Annotated in this window: 16 protein-coding genes; 10 read left to right on the top strand and 6 right to left on the bottom strand. The window is 36.8% G+C overall.

Annotation, left to right across the window (positions count from 1 at the left end):
* Positions 1 to 156 precede the first annotated feature (156 nt).
* From BCL90_RS03270 to BCL90_RS03260, 3 genes are all read right to left on the bottom strand, one after another.
* Entirely contained in the window at positions 157 to 699 is a 543-nt protein-coding gene (locus tag BCL90_RS03270; RefSeq protein WP_121282596.1) for a hypothetical protein, read from the bottom strand.
* Between the two features lie 4 nt (positions 700 to 703).
* Complete coding sequence (locus tag BCL90_RS03265; RefSeq protein ID WP_121282594.1) at positions 704 to 1,411, bottom strand: ATP-binding cassette domain-containing protein; 708 nt, start codon at positions 1,409 to 1,411, stop codon at positions 704 to 706.
* An 88-nt stretch (positions 1,412 to 1,499) separates the two neighbouring features.
* Complete coding sequence (locus BCL90_RS03260) at positions 1,500 to 2,420, bottom strand: glycerophosphodiester phosphodiesterase family protein (RefSeq protein WP_121282593.1); 921 nt, start codon at positions 2,418 to 2,420, stop codon at positions 1,500 to 1,502.
* 496 nt (positions 2,421 to 2,916) lie between these two features.
* Between BCL90_RS03260 and BCL90_RS03255 the strand changes: the two genes are divergently transcribed.
* The 10 genes from BCL90_RS03255 (at position 2,917) to BCL90_RS03210 (ending at position 13,482) form a co-directional block, all read left to right on the top strand.
* Positions 2,917 to 4,560, top strand: coding sequence for a glycine--tRNA ligase (locus BCL90_RS03255; protein ID WP_121282592.1), 1,644 nt, complete (start codon positions 2,917 to 2,919; stop codon positions 4,558 to 4,560).
* A gap of 365 nt (positions 4,561 to 4,925) precedes the next feature.
* Positions 4,926 to 5,408, top strand: coding sequence for a DUF6252 family protein (locus tag BCL90_RS03250; protein ID WP_121282591.1), 483 nt, complete (start codon positions 4,926 to 4,928; stop codon positions 5,406 to 5,408).
* 522 nt (positions 5,409 to 5,930) lie between these two features.
* A complete protein-coding gene (locus tag BCL90_RS03245) occupies positions 5,931 to 6,338 on the top strand; it encodes a helix-turn-helix domain-containing protein (RefSeq protein WP_121282590.1) in 408 nt (135 codons plus the stop codon).
* An 86-nt stretch (positions 6,339 to 6,424) separates the two neighbouring features.
* Positions 6,425 to 7,189 (top strand): SDR family NAD(P)-dependent oxidoreductase, encoded by a 765-nt coding sequence (locus BCL90_RS03240; protein WP_121282589.1) that lies wholly within the window; start codon positions 6,425 to 6,427, stop codon positions 7,187 to 7,189.
* A gap of 190 nt (positions 7,190 to 7,379) precedes the next feature.
* Positions 7,380 to 8,069: a CAP domain-containing protein gene (locus BCL90_RS03235; RefSeq protein ID WP_121282587.1), complete on the top strand. Its 690-nt coding sequence runs from the start codon at positions 7,380 to 7,382 to the stop codon at positions 8,067 to 8,069.
* Between the two features lie 219 nt (positions 8,070 to 8,288).
* The gene (locus BCL90_RS03230) at positions 8,289 to 8,798 is read left to right on the top strand and encodes a GtrA family protein (RefSeq protein ID WP_121282586.1); all 510 of its coding nucleotides are present in this window, start codon (positions 8,289 to 8,291) and stop codon (positions 8,796 to 8,798) included.
* A gap of 798 nt (positions 8,799 to 9,596) precedes the next feature.
* The gene (locus BCL90_RS03225) at positions 9,597 to 11,378 is read left to right on the top strand and encodes an aromatic amino acid hydroxylase (protein ID WP_121282585.1); all 1,782 of its coding nucleotides are present in this window, start codon (positions 9,597 to 9,599) and stop codon (positions 11,376 to 11,378) included.
* Positions 11,379 to 11,706: 328 nt separating this feature from the next.
* Entirely contained in the window at positions 11,707 to 12,408 is a 702-nt protein-coding gene (locus BCL90_RS03220) for an SDR family oxidoreductase (protein WP_121282584.1), read from the top strand.
* 51 nt (positions 12,409 to 12,459) lie between these two features.
* On the top strand, positions 12,460 to 12,822 hold the full coding sequence (locus tag BCL90_RS03215; protein ID WP_121282583.1) for a DUF4870 domain-containing protein: 363 nt from the start codon (positions 12,460 to 12,462) through the stop codon (positions 12,820 to 12,822).
* Between the two features lie 114 nt (positions 12,823 to 12,936).
* Positions 12,937 to 13,482: a C40 family peptidase gene (locus BCL90_RS03210; protein WP_121282582.1), complete on the top strand. Its 546-nt coding sequence runs from the start codon at positions 12,937 to 12,939 to the stop codon at positions 13,480 to 13,482.
* Here the strand turns inward: BCL90_RS03210 and BCL90_RS03205 are convergent, their stop codons facing one another.
* From BCL90_RS03205 to BCL90_RS03195, 3 genes are all read right to left on the bottom strand, one after another.
* Positions 13,483 to 14,088 (bottom strand): YdeI/OmpD-associated family protein, encoded by a 606-nt coding sequence (locus BCL90_RS03205; RefSeq protein ID WP_121282581.1) that lies wholly within the window; start codon positions 14,086 to 14,088, stop codon positions 13,483 to 13,485.
* 10 nt (positions 14,089 to 14,098) lie between these two features.
* Entirely contained in the window at positions 14,099 to 14,398 is a 300-nt protein-coding gene (locus BCL90_RS03200) for a hypothetical protein (RefSeq protein WP_134380553.1), read from the bottom strand.
* Between the two features lie 264 nt (positions 14,399 to 14,662).
* Positions 14,663 to 15,211, bottom strand: coding sequence for a hypothetical protein (locus BCL90_RS03195; RefSeq protein ID WP_121282579.1), 549 nt, complete (start codon positions 15,209 to 15,211; stop codon positions 14,663 to 14,665).
* Positions 15,212 to 15,237 lie beyond the last annotated feature (26 nt).

Genomic DNA, 15,237 nt, shown 5'->3' with positions numbered 1-15,237 from the left:
CAAAACAAAAAATAGTAAGCACCAACTATAAGATATTGATTATCTGAATGTTAAATTAAAAACATTTATTCCAAAAAGTTGTATTAAGTTATAAGGAAATGGAAAAATGTAGGGTTTTAACGAAAATAAGTCAAACAATTGCCTGCAATAATTGTTTCACAGCCCAAATAAATAGGCAAACCTAATTCCCACAAATCCTTTACTATCGGATTTGTTTAAGCCGGCAATATTGTTTCTACCTGTCCATGCCTCATAGCGGATCCCTAAATCGAGTTTATTTCCTCCTGAAAGTTTGAATTGATTACCAATACCAGGCGACCAGGCAAATAAGGTTCTCTGATCTTTATTTAAAGGTAGTGCTGCTCCCAGCTGACCTTCCGCATAAAAGCTTTCACTCAATTGGTATTTCAGTCCGGCTTTTACAGGGATATAGGTTAAATCCTGCACATTGAAAAGTTGGTTACTTCGTCCAAAAAAATTCATAAAACCTGCATTTAAAGTTATGGCAAAACTTTCTGCAACCGGAAGATCAGCTTTTACTGATGCACCCAATCCAATTCCTGAAAGGTTAGAAAAATTACCTGATGGTAAACCGATTTCGGCCGCAACGCCAATGCCCGGGCTATTTTGAGCTTTTAAAAGTACCGGACTTGAAAGCAAAAAGGCAATAAACGTAATTTTGATTTTTATGCTATGCATGAATTTAAGCAGTAAGTTTTCTAAAAATATCTTCTAATGATTGTTGCTGATGTGCTTTTTTAAGTCCCTCTAGTGAATCGCTTGCTACAATTTTACCTTTGTTAATAATGATAATGTCATCACAAATGGCTTCAACTTCTTGCATAATGTGGGTAGAGATAACCACCGTTTTAGCTTTGCCCAGTGTTTTGATCAGTTGCCTGATGTCGACCAGTTGGTTTGGGTCTAAACCAGAAGTGGGCTCATCTAAAATTAAAACCTCCGGATTATGAATAATCGCCTGGGCCAGGCCAACCCTTTGGCGATATCCTTTCGATAACATCCCAATTTTTTTATGCTGTTCTGGTGTTAAGCCTACCAATTTGATGACTTCGTCAATCCTCGCCGATAAATTGGCAAGTTTATACGTTTGACCAACAAAGTTTAAAAATTCCTTTACATACATATCGGTATAAAGTGGCGTATTTTCAGGAAGGTAACCAATATGCTTTTTAGCTTCAATGCCATCAGAAAGAATGCTTTTACCAGAAATTTCAGCCTCGCCAGATGTAGGCGACAAATAACCAGTAAGCATACGCATAGTGGTAGATTTACCAGCTCCATTAGGCCCCAGAAAACCCAAAATACGACCTGGTCTAGCCTCAAAACTGATGGAGTCGACCGCTTTTTGATTATCGTAATGTTTAGAAAGATTTTTAACTGAAATACTCATTTTGTGTTTTTTACCACTGATTTACACAGATCAACACAGATTTAATAATTGGTTAAACCGATCTGTGTGCATCCTTTCCCATCTTTGGCTAATTAATATGCGGTGAACTTAATTTTTTGTTATACCTAAATTTATCCAACTCATCTGATGCCTGTTGTAAATTATCACCCGATAAAATATCTGCACCGTTGTTAACCAAATGATAATAAACATTTTTTACCGGACTGGCAATGGCACTTTTATCAATATTGCCCATTGTGCCTAAAATAGTGGTAATACCTTTATTATGTAAGTATTCGTATAATTCTTTATCTGGAGCAGAAACACCAACAAAAGCTACAATCCGGTTATTTGGGATACCAATATTATTTAAGCGTTTTAATTCGGCTTTCTTTTGAACAGATGCAGAAATCATTAAATCAGGCGCCAAATGATGCACTTCTTTTGCCTGATCTGCGGTATAGGTAATGATAATTGAATTACTTTCTACTTTATATTGCCTTACTTTTTCAATCACCTTTGCATAAGAAACGCCTTTTTTCAAATCGATGGTTAACAAAACTTTTCCCTTGCTCCAGCTCAGCACGCTATCCAAAGTGGGGATTTTAAATTTTGTTTCTTTGCCTTCCTCATCTTTCAGGTTAAAGGCTTTCAATTCCTCGTAAGTATAATTGCCAATTGGCCCTTTCCCTGTAGAAGTCCGATCGAGCCGATCATCGTGCATAATCACCATTACAGAATCTTTACTGTAAGCAATATCAAATTCGATTATTACCGGATTATAAGTAGTAGCATTATCGAATGTTTCGATACAATTTTCAGGAAAACCAGGCATTGGACCTCCGCGATGAGCACTGATTAATGGAAAACGGTTTTCTGGCGACCATTTTAAGAATTGATGTAATTCCGCAGGTGTATTAAATTTAATATAGTGGTGTTTTTTTTCTTCTGGTTTGTATGAGATAAAAACTGCAACAATAACCAAAAATAGCAAATGATGGAATTTCATGCTTCAAAAGTAGGAAAAAATGGAAGATGGAAGCGTTAAAATAGAATGTTAAATCTGAAACGGATAAGCTCTGCTATTGCTTTCCTCAATCTTTTGAACCACATAAGAGATTTAAGAACATATAAGCTGACTGATCATATACCTGATTCCTTTCATAAAGGATGCTGAAATAAATTCAGCATGACGATAGCATCGGTTTTGTGTTTATAAAAACTTCAGTCTTATATCTTTAAACCCTCTGCCGCACCTTAACACCTTAGTTACCTAAGGACACTTGAGTTAAATGCCAACATTTTCAAATTTATAGCCCATTTTAGCTTGATCAAAAACCTTAAGCCTTATACCTTCCCCCCTCTGACTCACCTGACCACCTGAGCCACCTAAGTGCATCTAAGTTTTATGGTAGACCATAATTTCACTGTTCCTTTAACGCTGATCAAAAACCTTTTACCTTTTACCTCTTACCTTTTACCTTATTTATTATCTTTGCTGCATTATGGCTCAAAAGAATAACGACGAACAATTTAAAAATGTAATATCACACGCTAAAGAATACGGTTTTGTATTCCAGAGCAGCGAAATATATGATGGCTTAAGTGCTGTTTACGATTATGGCCAATTGGGTGCCGAGTTAAAAAACAATATTAAAACCTACTGGTGGAAAGCCATGGTACAGATGCACGAAAACATTGTGGGGATCGACTCTGCAATTTTTATGCACCCAAAGGTTTGGAAAGCAAGCGGACACGTTGATGGTTTTAACGACCCGATGATTGACAACAAGGATTCGAAAAAACGTTACCGTGCCGATCAGTTATTAGAGAATAAAATTGACGAATTATATTCGGAATTAGCCAGTTTCAGTGCAGAAAACAAAGCTAAATTTGAGGAGTTTCAACAAGAGATATTGGGTTTAAGTGATGAAGGGCAAGCCGCCTGGATTCCAAGTTTTAAAGATGAGGCGACCATTTTAGACAATGCAAAATATCCATTTGTTGATGAGGCAAGCTGGAGATTTGTAAAAAAAGGTTTAGCACTTGAAGTAGAAATGAACCTTGCGCTTAAATCTGAAAACTTAGCACAGCTAAAAGATTTAATTGTTGATTATAAAGTAATCTGCCCGATTTCTAAAACTTCTAACTGGACAGATGTACGTCAGTTTAACCTGATGTTTAGCACACAGTTTGGAGCCATGGCTGAGGGCAGTGATGAAGTTTATCTTCGTCCGGAGACCGCTCAGGGTATTTTTGTTAACTTTCTGAACGTTCAAAAATCAGGAAGGATGAAAATTCCTTTCGGTATTGCACAGATTGGTAAAGCTTTCAGAAATGAGGTAATTGCCCGTCAGTTTATTATGCGTATGCGTGAGTTTGAGCAAATGGAAATGCAGTTTTTTGTTCGCCCGGGTGAAGACACAAAATGGTTCGAATACTGGAAAGAAGCACGTTTAAAATGGCATAAAGCTTTAGGAACCAATCCTGAGAAATACCGTTACCACGACCACGTGAAACTGGCACATTATGCCAATGCAGCAACGGATATCGAATTCGAATTCCCTTTCGGATTTAAAGAGGTTGAAGGAATCCACAGCCGTACCGATTTCGATTTAAAGCAACACCAGGAGTTTTCTGGTAAGAAAATGCAGTATTTTGATAACGATTTAAATGAAGATGGTAAACCTTATGGCAATTACATTCCTTATGTAATCGAAACCTCGATCGGTTTAGACCGCATGTTCCTGTTAACCATGATTAATGCTTTTGAAGAGCAGGATTTAAGCACCGAAGATAAACAGGATAGCCGTACTTTATTGCGCCTACACCCTGCCTTGGCACCATACAAAGTAGCCATTTTCCCATTGACCAAAAAAGATGGTTTACCGGAAAAAGCACGCGAAATTATGGATGATTTGAAATTCGACTTCAACTGTATTTACGAAGAAAAAGATGCGATTGGTAAACGTTACCGCCGTCAGGATGCAGTGGGTACACCATTCTGTATCACTGTTGACCACCAGAGTTTAGAGGATAATACGGTTACGATCCGCCACCGCGATAGCATGGAGCAGGAACGTGTAGCCATTGCCGATTTAAGAAACATCATAGGATCAGCGGTGAGTTGGAAGGCATTGTTGGCATAAAGTATAATCCGTCATCTCGAGCGGAGAGCAACGAAGCCGAGAGATCTGCCTCGAGATAGATCTCTCCATTCCGCGATGCTTCAGTCGAGATGACGACCGTTTCATCAAGTCGCAGGCTTAAACCCTGCGACTTTTTTGTATCAAAGCTGAATTCAGCATAGCATTATCATAAACTTTATACCGAATCAACCGCTAAGATAGCTGCCGGAAATTATGCGATAGATCAATTTAATAGATTCAGAAGCAGATAATCGTTCTGGTATTACTTAGGATCAGAAAATGCGTTAAAAAGCTGCATACATTTTCATTAGCGCTAACTAAATTCTTTATCTTAGCATATTAATTAACCCAATAAATTAACGCTCGTGAAATTACCGCTTTTGGCACTTCTATGCCTTTTAATTACATCTTCCTGCAAAAAAGAAATTGATTATCATCAGAAATGGGAATTGTCAACCATGAGTGCTAAAGTTGATGGTGTTTTGGTGCAATGTACATTAGCTACTGCCCAGGTTAATGATGAAGATGGACAAATAAGTGTCCGAATCTCGGGTAAAAAAGAAATTAATACTGTCTTTAGTTTAATAATCAGCGATTTTAAAGGTGCTGGCACCTATAATTTATCGGATAATAACAAGGCGATTTACCTTTTGGATACATCCGGATCATCAGATTACATAGGCAATACATCAGGAGCAATAAAGATAACCAGTTACCTGGCTAAACAGTATATTAAAGGTACTTTTGAGTTTAAGGGAGAAAACATCCTGACTTCAACAAGTAAAACCATTAGCGAGGGGCAATTTATGATCAGTTTGGTTACTGTTAAACTGCCAGAAAACCAATAACAGCACTAATAATTTAAGTGCAAAGGGAGATGGTACCACAATTGGTTTTACCGGTGAAGCAATATCAATCAACACTCCAATTATTGGAAATTTACTTACGATTGCAACTATAAATGGTGATAAACAAATGATTCTTTCAGTAACAGATTATAAAGGCATTGGCACATACGATCTCGTAACCGAGGGAATTGGAGCTTATATGAAGGACCAAAACCTACAGGCTCATTTACGTCTACAAGTGGTACTTTGGTGATTACAAGTGAAGCTGGGGATAAATTAAAAGGAACATTTGCATTTAAAGCACCAAATGAAAATACCACGATTAATACATCAGTAACGGTTACAGATGGTACTTTTGATCTACCCTTTAGCAAAAAATAAGTATTAACTTTTAAAATCTAAAGCAGTTGCTCTAAAAATCAATGGTTTTTACTTTTAATAATCCTTCGGTCACAAATAACTTTTAGATTTCATATTCATTTATCCGGATATTATATTTGTTTAAACAGCAATTTCTTTAATATGAAAATTCCACAGAAGTTTTTTGCCCGTCGACATGAAATTGCGGCAGATTATTTAAAAGAATTAGATAAACACCTTGACGACATCATATCTGGCCGTGCTACAGAAATGTTTGAAGTAAGAGATTTTGCCGATTTAATCCATGTACACCCTACTCATTTAAGTAACACGATTAAGGCTGCTACCGGACATTCGCCATGTTTCTTTTTCGAAGAGCGTTTAATGGAAATTTCGAAATCGATGTTGCAGAATGTAAGTATGCCTATTGCTGAAATTGCAAGGACACTAACTTATGACCCATCTAACTTTACCAAGTTTTTTAAACACTTCGCTGGCCAAACACCAAAACAATATCGGGAGGCTTATTTCGAGTCTTTAGCTACCAATAAGGAAATTGTCACCATATAAAACTTAAACAGTCACCATTTTTACTTAAGCTGTCACCATTTTTACAGCCAATTTCCATCTAATTTTGTTTAACAAATAAAAAGAAAATGGAAACACAAAATAAAATTGCCCTGGTAACCGGTGGTAGCCGTGGACTGGGAAAAAACGCAGCATTAAAAATTGCCGCAAAAGGAATTAGTGTAATTGTTACTTATCAATCGAAAAAAGAGGAAGCAGAAGATACAGTTAACGAAATAAAAGCGCTCGGTGTACCAGCAGCAGCAATACAGTTAAATGTTGGCGATTCTAAAACTTTTGATGCCTTTTTTACAGAAGTTAAAACCGTACTAAAATCTGTTTTTAATGCAGAAAAATTCGACTTCCTGATCAACAATGCCGGGATTGGGATCCATGCTTCATTTGCTGATACTACGGAGGAACAATTTGATGCCCTGGTTAATATCCATTACAAGGGGGCTTTCTTTTTAACCCAGAAAGCCTTGCCATTATTAAATGATGGTAGTGGAATCATTAATGTTTCATCCGGACTGGCACGTTTTGCAACCCCAGGTTATGCGGCCTATGCTTCAATGAAAGGTGCCATGGAAACCTTAACAAAATACCAGGCAAAAGAATTGGGTGCAAGAGGAATCAGATCGAACATTATTGCTCCAGGTGCTATAGAAACCGATTTTGGCGGTGGCGTGGTACGAGATAACGACCAGCTTAACGCCGGAATAGCTGCTAATACTGCTTTAGGCCGAGTGGGCTTACCAGACGATATTGGCGGTGTAGTAGCATTTTTATGTACCGAAGATGCAAGATGGATTAATGCACAGCGCATTGAAGCATCCGGCGGTATGTTCTTATAATCTACTACTTTTTTAACCACAAAGGCACCAAGACACGAAGGTTATTTTTCTTTGTGTCTTCGTGGCTCCGTGGTTATTTTTTGTTGTAGCTTCTCAACACTAACCGCAAAACGCTGTGCGCTAAACACCATCCAAATCCACAACCAGAAAATAATCTGCATCAAAAGGCGTTATCCATGAAAACCATTAGATGCTTAAACTATTTCTACCTACCCTTTTATTTTTAACTTTTGTTACTGGTGCAAGCGCTCAAAAATGGACAGATGCCGAATTTAGAAGGGCCAATACCGCAGCAAATGTTTCTTATTTAACCAACGAAGAAAAAAATGTAGTAATGTACATGAACCTGATCCGCATTGATGGCGAAAAGTTTTATTACACGTTTTTAGAAGATTATATTAACAATTATAATGCTAAAGTAAAGCAATATAGAAACTATAACGAACTGCGGATTACCCGTAACAATAGCTATTATACTTCTTTATTAAAGCATTTAAGGGGAATAAAAAATCTACCGGTATTTTACCCTAACGATAAACTGACCTCTTTAAGCCGTAGCCATGCGCAAGATTTAAACAGGAATAATTTAGATACACACGAAAGCAGCAACGGCGATAAATTTTCGAAACGTTTATCCAGCTATTTCCCCAATAAGGCCATGAGCGAAAATATCGACTTTGGCTATTCGAACAGTTTGGATATTGTCTGCCATTTATTGTTAGATTGTGGTGTGCCTTCGCTTGGTCACCGGTTTAATTTGCTCGATCAAAAGTATAAACTGAATACTGTTGGCGTGAGCATCCAGCCACATCCATCCTACACCTGGTGCGCGGTAATCGATTTTATAGCACAACCGGCATATTACACCAATAATCAATAAAAAGCTTAAATGATCTAATTACGGCGGCAATAAAAATTTAATTGTAAATTGCGCCCAATAACAACGGCTTTACAACAAATTGCATATTTCAAAGCCACCACGTCCTGCTGAACTCGTTTCAGCATCTTTATCGCAGGAAAGATCCTGAAATAAATTCAGGATGACGATCGCTTATGCAATTTGTAGTATCCCCAATAGTAACAACGAATAGTTTAAGTAATGCGTATAGCAATTTTAGCAATAATAGATTTTTTTTACCCCCCTTTTAAAAAGTTTATTTCCATCCATAATTTCAGGTATCTGGCTACGGGTGGTGGCACTTTATTATTGGGAATTTTAAGTTATTATTTTGCTTACTTTTTCATTTTTAAAACTGAGGAGGTAAACTTTGGGGTAATTGTTCTGCAAAGGGAAACGGCCTCCTTATTAATAGATTATATCATTGCTATTCCAACCAGTTTTTTACTTAACAAATATGTCATATTTACACATAGTGAATTAAAGGGAAGGGTTCAGCTTTTCAGGTTTTTAAACCTCCAGTTTATAAACATACTTGCAAACTATGTTTTATTGAAGTTTTTGCTGGAACTTTTGAGAGATTACCCAACTTTGGCAATGCTTTCGAGAATACTGGTTTCAGTCTTAATGGCGCTTTTCAGCTACCTCTACCAGCATTACTTTACATTTAGTGTAAAGAAAATTGGAGGTAAAAATGGGAAGAAGGATTAATAATTGTTTTCCACGGGCATAGCGAACAGCCCGACAGAGCCTTCCGATGAAATGCTTCAGCACCTTTCCTAATCATTAATTTTATTTTTTTTGGAAAGCAGTAACACAAGCATTTAGGTTTCTTTAGTCCCGCCTTCGCTTCAAGTCCTCATTCGTACCTCGTTCCGGGCTTTACGCACCAGTCGGGTTTAGGTGGCCACAGCATTGCTTCTATTTTCGTTTTATATAGCTAGCGTTAAAAAAACTAAGTTAATCAGCACGGAGCCCCTGTGAATAAACGGGATGGAAGCGGCATCCCCCGATCCTTCATCGGGGATATAGCGAACAGCCCGACCGGATCCTTCCGATGAAATACTACAGCACCTTTCCTAATCATTAATCTTGTTTCTTTTTGGAAAGCAGCGACACAAGCTTTTCGGTTTCTTTAGTCCCGCCTTCGATTCAAGTCCTCACGTACCTCGTTCCGGGCTTTACGTTCCAGTCGGGTTTAGGTGGCCAGCATTACTTCTATTTTCGTTTTATATAGCTAGCGTTAAAAAAACTAAGTTAACCAGCACGAGCCCTAGTGAATAAACGGGATGGAAGCGCTATCCCCCGATTCTTCATCGGGAATATAGCGAACAGCCCGACCGGAGCCTCCCGATAAAATGCTACAGCACCTTTCCAAATTATTAATCCATCATTTTAACCACCCGAATCCTTTATTACGTTAACCTGTTAATTTATGCGGCTGCTTTCTTGTTAAGATAAAAACAACATCCTAACTTAGCTGCCGACCAACTTATTTCATAAATAACCATGAGCCATTTTAATGATTTTAATAATGCGCAGGTAGCAAAATTGCCCAATCATTTAAAACAATTTATTGTTGACCAGAATTACGAAAAATACACACCAATCGATCAAGCGGTGTGGCGTTATGTAATGCGCCAGAATTACAGTTATCTTAAAAATGTTGCTTATTACCCTTATATAAAAGGCTTACAACGGGCGGGTTTAAGTATTGAGCACATTCCCGACCTGCAAACCATGAACGATAACCTGGGTAAAATTGGTTGGGGCGCCGTAACTGTTGATGGTTTTATTCCGCCAGCTGCTTTTATGGAATATCAGGCCTATCGGGTACTGGTAATTGCTGCAGATATCCGCCAGATTAATCACATCGAATATACACCGGCACCAGATATTATACACGAAAGTGCTGGCCATGCACCTATTATTGCCGATACCGACTACAATAATTATTTAAGTTATTTTGGTTCGATTGGTGCAAAAGCCATGTTTTCGGCGAAAGATTTTGAACTTTACGAAGCCATCAGAAAATTATCGATTTTAAAAGAAGCTGTAAATGCTGATGAATTTGAGATTGCCAGGGCAGAAAAAGAATTGCGCTACATTAGTGAAAATATGGGCGAGCCTTCTGAAATGGCTTTACTTGGTCGCTTGCACTGGTGGACAGTTGAATATGGTTTAATTGGTACGTTAGAAAACCCAAAAATTTATGGCGCGGGTTTGCTTTCCTCTATCGGTGAAAGTGCAACCTGCATGCAAAATGATGTAGCGAAACTTTGGTACAACATTGATACGATTAATTATGCCTACGACATTACCAAACCACAACCGCAGCTTTTTGTAACCGAAACATTCCAAAACCTGATTGATGTTTTGGAAGAATTTGCCAATACCATGGCTTTTAGGAAAGGTGGAACAGAAAGTATTATGAAAGCAATTGCCTGTAAAAACGTAGCCACAGCTGTTTATAGTTCAGGCTTACAGGTAAGTGGTGTATTTACTGATATAGGTGTCGGCACAAAAGATGAGGTAACTTTTATTAAAACAACTGGTGCTTCGGCATTGGCGTTTAACGGAAAACAATTAAAGGGCCATGGAAAAGATTACCATGCCGATGGTTTTTCATCTCCCGTTGGTCGGTTAAAAGATGCGGCAAAAGCACTGGAAGATTATAGCGCAGTTGAATTACAGGCCTTAGGGATAATTACAGGCGAAAAAGCTGAACTTATATTCGAAAGTGGCATTAAAGTGATTGGTGTAGTTAAGGACATGATTACGGAAAGCGACAAGCTCCTTTTAATGGCTTTTAACGATTGTACGGTTACAGAACGTAATGGGAATATCTTATTTAAACCCGAATGGGGCATTTATGATATGGCCATAGGCGAAACCATTGTTTCAGTTTTTAATGGAGCTGCCGATAAAGATGCTTACGAGGAGATTACATTAATTAGCAAGGAAAAAACGCATCAGATTACTTACGACAATAAAACCTTAAAACTACACGGTTTATACAAAACGGTTAGAGAGATCAGGGAAAGTGATGAAAACCTGGATCAGCTGGGAGAAATTTTCTTACAACTAAAAACAAACCACCGCCAGGATTGGCTTTGTACCTTAGAAATTTTAGAGATTATTTACCATAAAAAGATTTATCATCAGCTGGAAAAGGAAATTCAGGTTTATCTGGAAATTAAAGCGGGTAAAGAGTTAGATCATACCAAACTGATTAATGATGGCTTACATGTGATTAAAAACCCGGTGAGCCAGCTGCTTGTGGAAGATTGATTATCGTCCTCGTTTGTAACGAGGATGGAAGAGAATCACATTTGTAATGTGATTACTACTATTCAACAAGCCGTTTTTTAATTAAATTAGAATATGATAATTGAAATTAAGCATCCAATTGCTAGTTTACGCAAACATTTCGGCAAATTACAACGAAACTTAAATAGTGTATTTTACCAAAAAATTTAAGGAATGATTTTGTTTAGTTTGTTATATTTTTTCGTTTACAAAATAAGATACAATAATTGGCGATAAAATCGCCATTCTCGATAATCCTCGTTACAAACGAGGACTATAATTAAGAACCTTTTAACTTTAATTCCTTTTAATGAACATTATAATTACAGGTGCCAGCAGCGGAATCGGTTTCGAAACGGCTTTAGAGTTTAGCTTACATAAAGAAAACAAGATTGTTGCCATTGCCCGTTCTGCAGATAAGCTGCGTAAACTCTTAGAAATTGCTAAAGGCATTAATCCAGATTGCACCTTTTTACCGGTAGAATTCGACATTGTAAACGATGATTATACTGCCCTGATACCTTTTTTAAAAGAACGTTTGGGTACAATCGATATCCTGATCAACAATGCGGGTGCTTTAATTAACAAACCTTTTTTAGAAACTACAGAAAATGATCTGGGCGAGATGTTACAGAGCAATGTGATTTCGCATTTTAGGATGATTCAGCATATTTTGCCCTTAATGCAAAGCGGAAGCCACATTGTAAACATTGGAAGTATGGGTGGTTTTCAAGGGAGTGTTAAATTCCCCGGGCTTTCTGCCTATTCGGCAAGTAAAGCTGCCTTGCACACGTTAACAGAATGTTTGGCTTTTGAATTAGCTGAAACCGGAATTAAAATTAATTGCCTTGCATTAGGGTCTGCACAGACTGAGATGCTGGAAGCAGCTTTCCCTGGCTATCAAAGCCCGGTGATGGCTTTTGAAATGGGAAAATATGTGGCTGATTTTGCAAAAACCGGACATAAATTTTTTAATGGAAAAATTTTACCAGTAGCAGTTACTACACCATAGTATGATAATTTTTAGTAATTTACGGCAGTAATTGAAAAACTAAAAAAATCTATGGAAACAAATTCCCCTTTTAAAACAGTCGACAGTGGAAAAAATGCTGCTGTTGTTAGCTACATTTTTCTACTCGGGTGGTTGATATCGTACTTTGCCATGTACAAAGACAACAAAACAGCGCTGTCAAGTTATCATTTAAGACAGTCATTATTGCTTCATTTGGGTATGATTGTACTTTATGTAGCGGTAACTATATTGATCATGATTGTGCCAATCGCTCTAATTGGTTATTTAAGTTTTGTAGTTTATATTGCCTACATTATTTTGATCATCATAGGTGCTATAAGTGCGAATAATAGTGAACAAAAACCGCTTCCGTTAATCGGCGACAAAGCACAAACTATGTTCCCAAGTATTTAATCGAAGCCAAATATTTTAATCAGGTCCGGGTAAGTTAACCCGGACTTTTTTGTTTTAACTCATTTTCAACATTTTAACCGACTTTAGATATTTTTTATATCTTTGGTTCCACATATGAAGAAAATAATAGTCCCGATTTTGTTTTTCATTTTGTCTGCCACAGCAGGAAAAGCCCAAACAATCTTACCCGCGCAATACCAGGAACTGGTAAAGAAATTAGTTGCAAGCCTTCCAAAAAATACAACAGTTACGGAAAATAACTCTTCCACAAACTCCACAACCCTTATCGATTTTGCTAAAAGTATGTTAGGTATCCCCTATCGTTATGCTACAAGCAACCCGAAGGTTGGTTTCGACTGTTCTGGTTTTGTGAGTTACGTGTTCAGTAATTTTGGCTTTAAAGTTCCACGTTCTTCAAGAGAGTTTAGCTATGCGGGTAAAGAAACCAGTTTAGAAAATGCAAAAGTAGGCGACGTATTGATTTTTACAGGCAGTAATTCAAGAATAAGAAGAATCGGTCATGTTGGGATTGTTTATTCTATTGATGAAAACGGAATTAAATTTATTCATGCCTCTTCAGGTAAAGCGCACCAGGTAACCATTACCGATCTTGAAGGTCATTATAAAGCCCGTTTTATGAAAATTGTAAGTATCCTCTAATTATTTTTTATACTTCCACATTCTGGTTTTGCCTTCTGCAAGCCACGCCAGAGTGGTTTCCAATCTTTTTATTCTGGTTGCTTCCGTTTTAGCTTCATCAAGCCACAATACATAATCTTTTTTATTGGATGGACTGAAATTCTGAAATACCGTTAAAGCTTCCGGGTCTTCTTGTAAAGCTTCCATAAAATATTCAGGTATAACCAGTTCTTTCTTTTCAGTAGCTTTTGTTTTTGGTGGCAGTTTTACATTATCCTCATTTAATTGAATGGCTTGCTGAATATAAGCGATCAGAATTTCATCAGGTGGCAAATCGTCAAAAGATTTTATTTTACCCAATAAACCCATGGCTTCCGAATGTTCTTTAAAAATGCCATACTCATCTTGCATTAACGAGCCTTTCCAAAAGCCAAAGGCACAATGATTCTTAAAGGAAGCCATGTGACAAACCGTGCCTTTGAAATCAAAAAAAGGCATCCCCCATTTAATTTTCTCTTCAATACGAGCATCGGCTTTATGCACCAGGTTTCTTAAATGATCTAAAATCGGTATGGCAAATGCTGCCGAATTGATAATGTACTGGTCTACCTGAGCAATTGTGTGCATAGCCGAAAAATCACCAAATTATATTTTCTGTACTCTTTAATTTTATAAGATTAATCTTTGCCTCTTTATTTAAAATATTAATTACTTTTTTAAAGACCCCTATCCTAAAATTGACTTTATACTCCTTTTGCCTATTTTGATCACTTTCGAACAACATAATCAGATCATAACACCTTCTTAAAAAGCCAAAATAGCCTAATCTTCTATCATCAAATGGATCATAAAAACCTCTTGCATAGTCAAAACTTTTAACAATAAACAGATTTACACTAAAATTTCTATTCCAGGAAAAAAAATAATATACTTTCATTTCGAAAGAATTATTTATTTCAACCCTAGCAGCATACCGTGAGAAAAATGTATAAAATATAATAAGGAAAATCGGTAAATAGATTATCAATGCAAAAAAATTAGCATTGTAAAAAACTGTAAGTAAAATACCTATAATAGGTAGAAAAATAAGCAAATAAATGCTAATAGGGTAATTAGATTTATAAATTATAGGTTGTATGGACGGCTCTTTTGACATAATTTGGAAATTTCATCTATTGTAGACTGAATTATTTTATCTTCATCAATTATGGAAGGTGATCCTGCGCTTAAAAATATCATAATAAATAAAGGCAGTACCTAATAAATCCAATGCTATACCTGATTTCTTCATTACTTTGCCTGAAAATTTTGCTATTTTAGAAATTGCAGTTCCTTTACGGATATAACTTGCAGTTCTTAATAATTTATCAGGCCGGTTGTTCAGTTTGTTAAGGTATTTAGCCCATTCCATTTTAACACCAATCTCTGCACCGACTGAAAACCCTATAGAACCAAAACTTTTTAAAATAAAAGGTTTAAATTCATCTATTGTATAATTTATACCTGACTTCACCATTTTTAGCAATATTCCAGGTTCATTATTTTTTGGATTTACCAGGTAAGTAACAATTTCTGCGCCTATCCTATCAGTATGTATATATCTACTTATAACCGAAAAAATAAGTCTTACTTCTCCATCTGGACGTCTTTCTGGCGACCATGATGCAATTTCATTTGTACTTGGAATCTGTCGACGTATTTTCTTATAGATAATAGAAATATACTTTTCATTCAGTGAAAAATTCTCCATACGACTATAATTTTAGTACCAATATA

Origin of the sequence: Pedobacter alluvionis (genome assembly GCF_003664035.1) — a bacterium.
Classification (GTDB): domain Bacteria; phylum Bacteroidota; class Bacteroidia; order Sphingobacteriales; family Sphingobacteriaceae; genus Pedobacter; species Pedobacter alluvionis.
Note: the sequence above shows the minus strand (reverse complement) of the source record. Positions and strands in the feature narration are given on the sequence as shown.

Bases quoted from the DNA above. Each gene is read 5' to 3' on its own strand.
- BCL90_RS03195 (WP_121282579.1), bottom strand. From the start codon at position 15,211: ATGGAGAATTTTTCACTGAATGAAAAGTATATTTCTATTATCTATAAG.
- BCL90_RS03210 (WP_121282582.1), top strand. From the start codon at position 12,937: ATGAAGAAAATAATAGTCCCGATTTTGTTTTTCATTTTGTCTGCCACA.
- BCL90_RS03215 (WP_121282583.1), top strand. From the start codon at position 12,460: ATGGAAACAAATTCCCCTTTTAAAACAGTCGACAGTGGAAAAAATGCT.
- BCL90_RS03235 (WP_121282587.1), top strand. From the start codon at position 7,380: ATGCTTAAACTATTTCTACCTACCCTTTTATTTTTAACTTTTGTTACT.
- BCL90_RS03240 (WP_121282589.1), top strand. From the start codon at position 6,425: ATGGAAACACAAAATAAAATTGCCCTGGTAACCGGTGGTAGCCGTGGA.
- BCL90_RS03225 (WP_121282585.1), top strand. From the start codon at position 9,597: ATGAGCCATTTTAATGATTTTAATAATGCGCAGGTAGCAAAATTGCCC.
- BCL90_RS03220 (WP_121282584.1), top strand. From the start codon at position 11,707: ATGAACATTATAATTACAGGTGCCAGCAGCGGAATCGGTTTCGAAACG.
- BCL90_RS03265 (WP_121282594.1), bottom strand. From the start codon at position 1,411: ATGAGTATTTCAGTTAAAAATCTTTCTAAACATTACGATAATCAAAAA.
- BCL90_RS03200 (WP_134380553.1), bottom strand. From the start codon at position 14,398: ATGAAAGTATATTATTTTTTTTCCTGGAATAGAAATTTTAGTGTAAAT.
- BCL90_RS03270 (WP_121282596.1), bottom strand. From the start codon at position 699: ATGCATAGCATAAAAATCAAAATTACGTTTATTGCCTTTTTGCTTTCA.
- BCL90_RS03230 (WP_121282586.1), top strand. From the start codon at position 8,289: ATGCGTATAGCAATTTTAGCAATAATAGATTTTTTTTACCCCCCTTTT.
- BCL90_RS03260 (WP_121282593.1), bottom strand. From the start codon at position 2,420: ATGAAATTCCATCATTTGCTATTTTTGGTTATTGTTGCAGTTTTTATC.
- BCL90_RS03245 (WP_121282590.1), top strand. From the start codon at position 5,931: ATGAAAATTCCACAGAAGTTTTTTGCCCGTCGACATGAAATTGCGGCA.
- BCL90_RS03205 (WP_121282581.1), bottom strand. From the start codon at position 14,088: ATGCACACAATTGCTCAGGTAGACCAGTACATTATCAATTCGGCAGCA.
- BCL90_RS03255 (WP_121282592.1), top strand. From the start codon at position 2,917: ATGGCTCAAAAGAATAACGACGAACAATTTAAAAATGTAATATCACAC.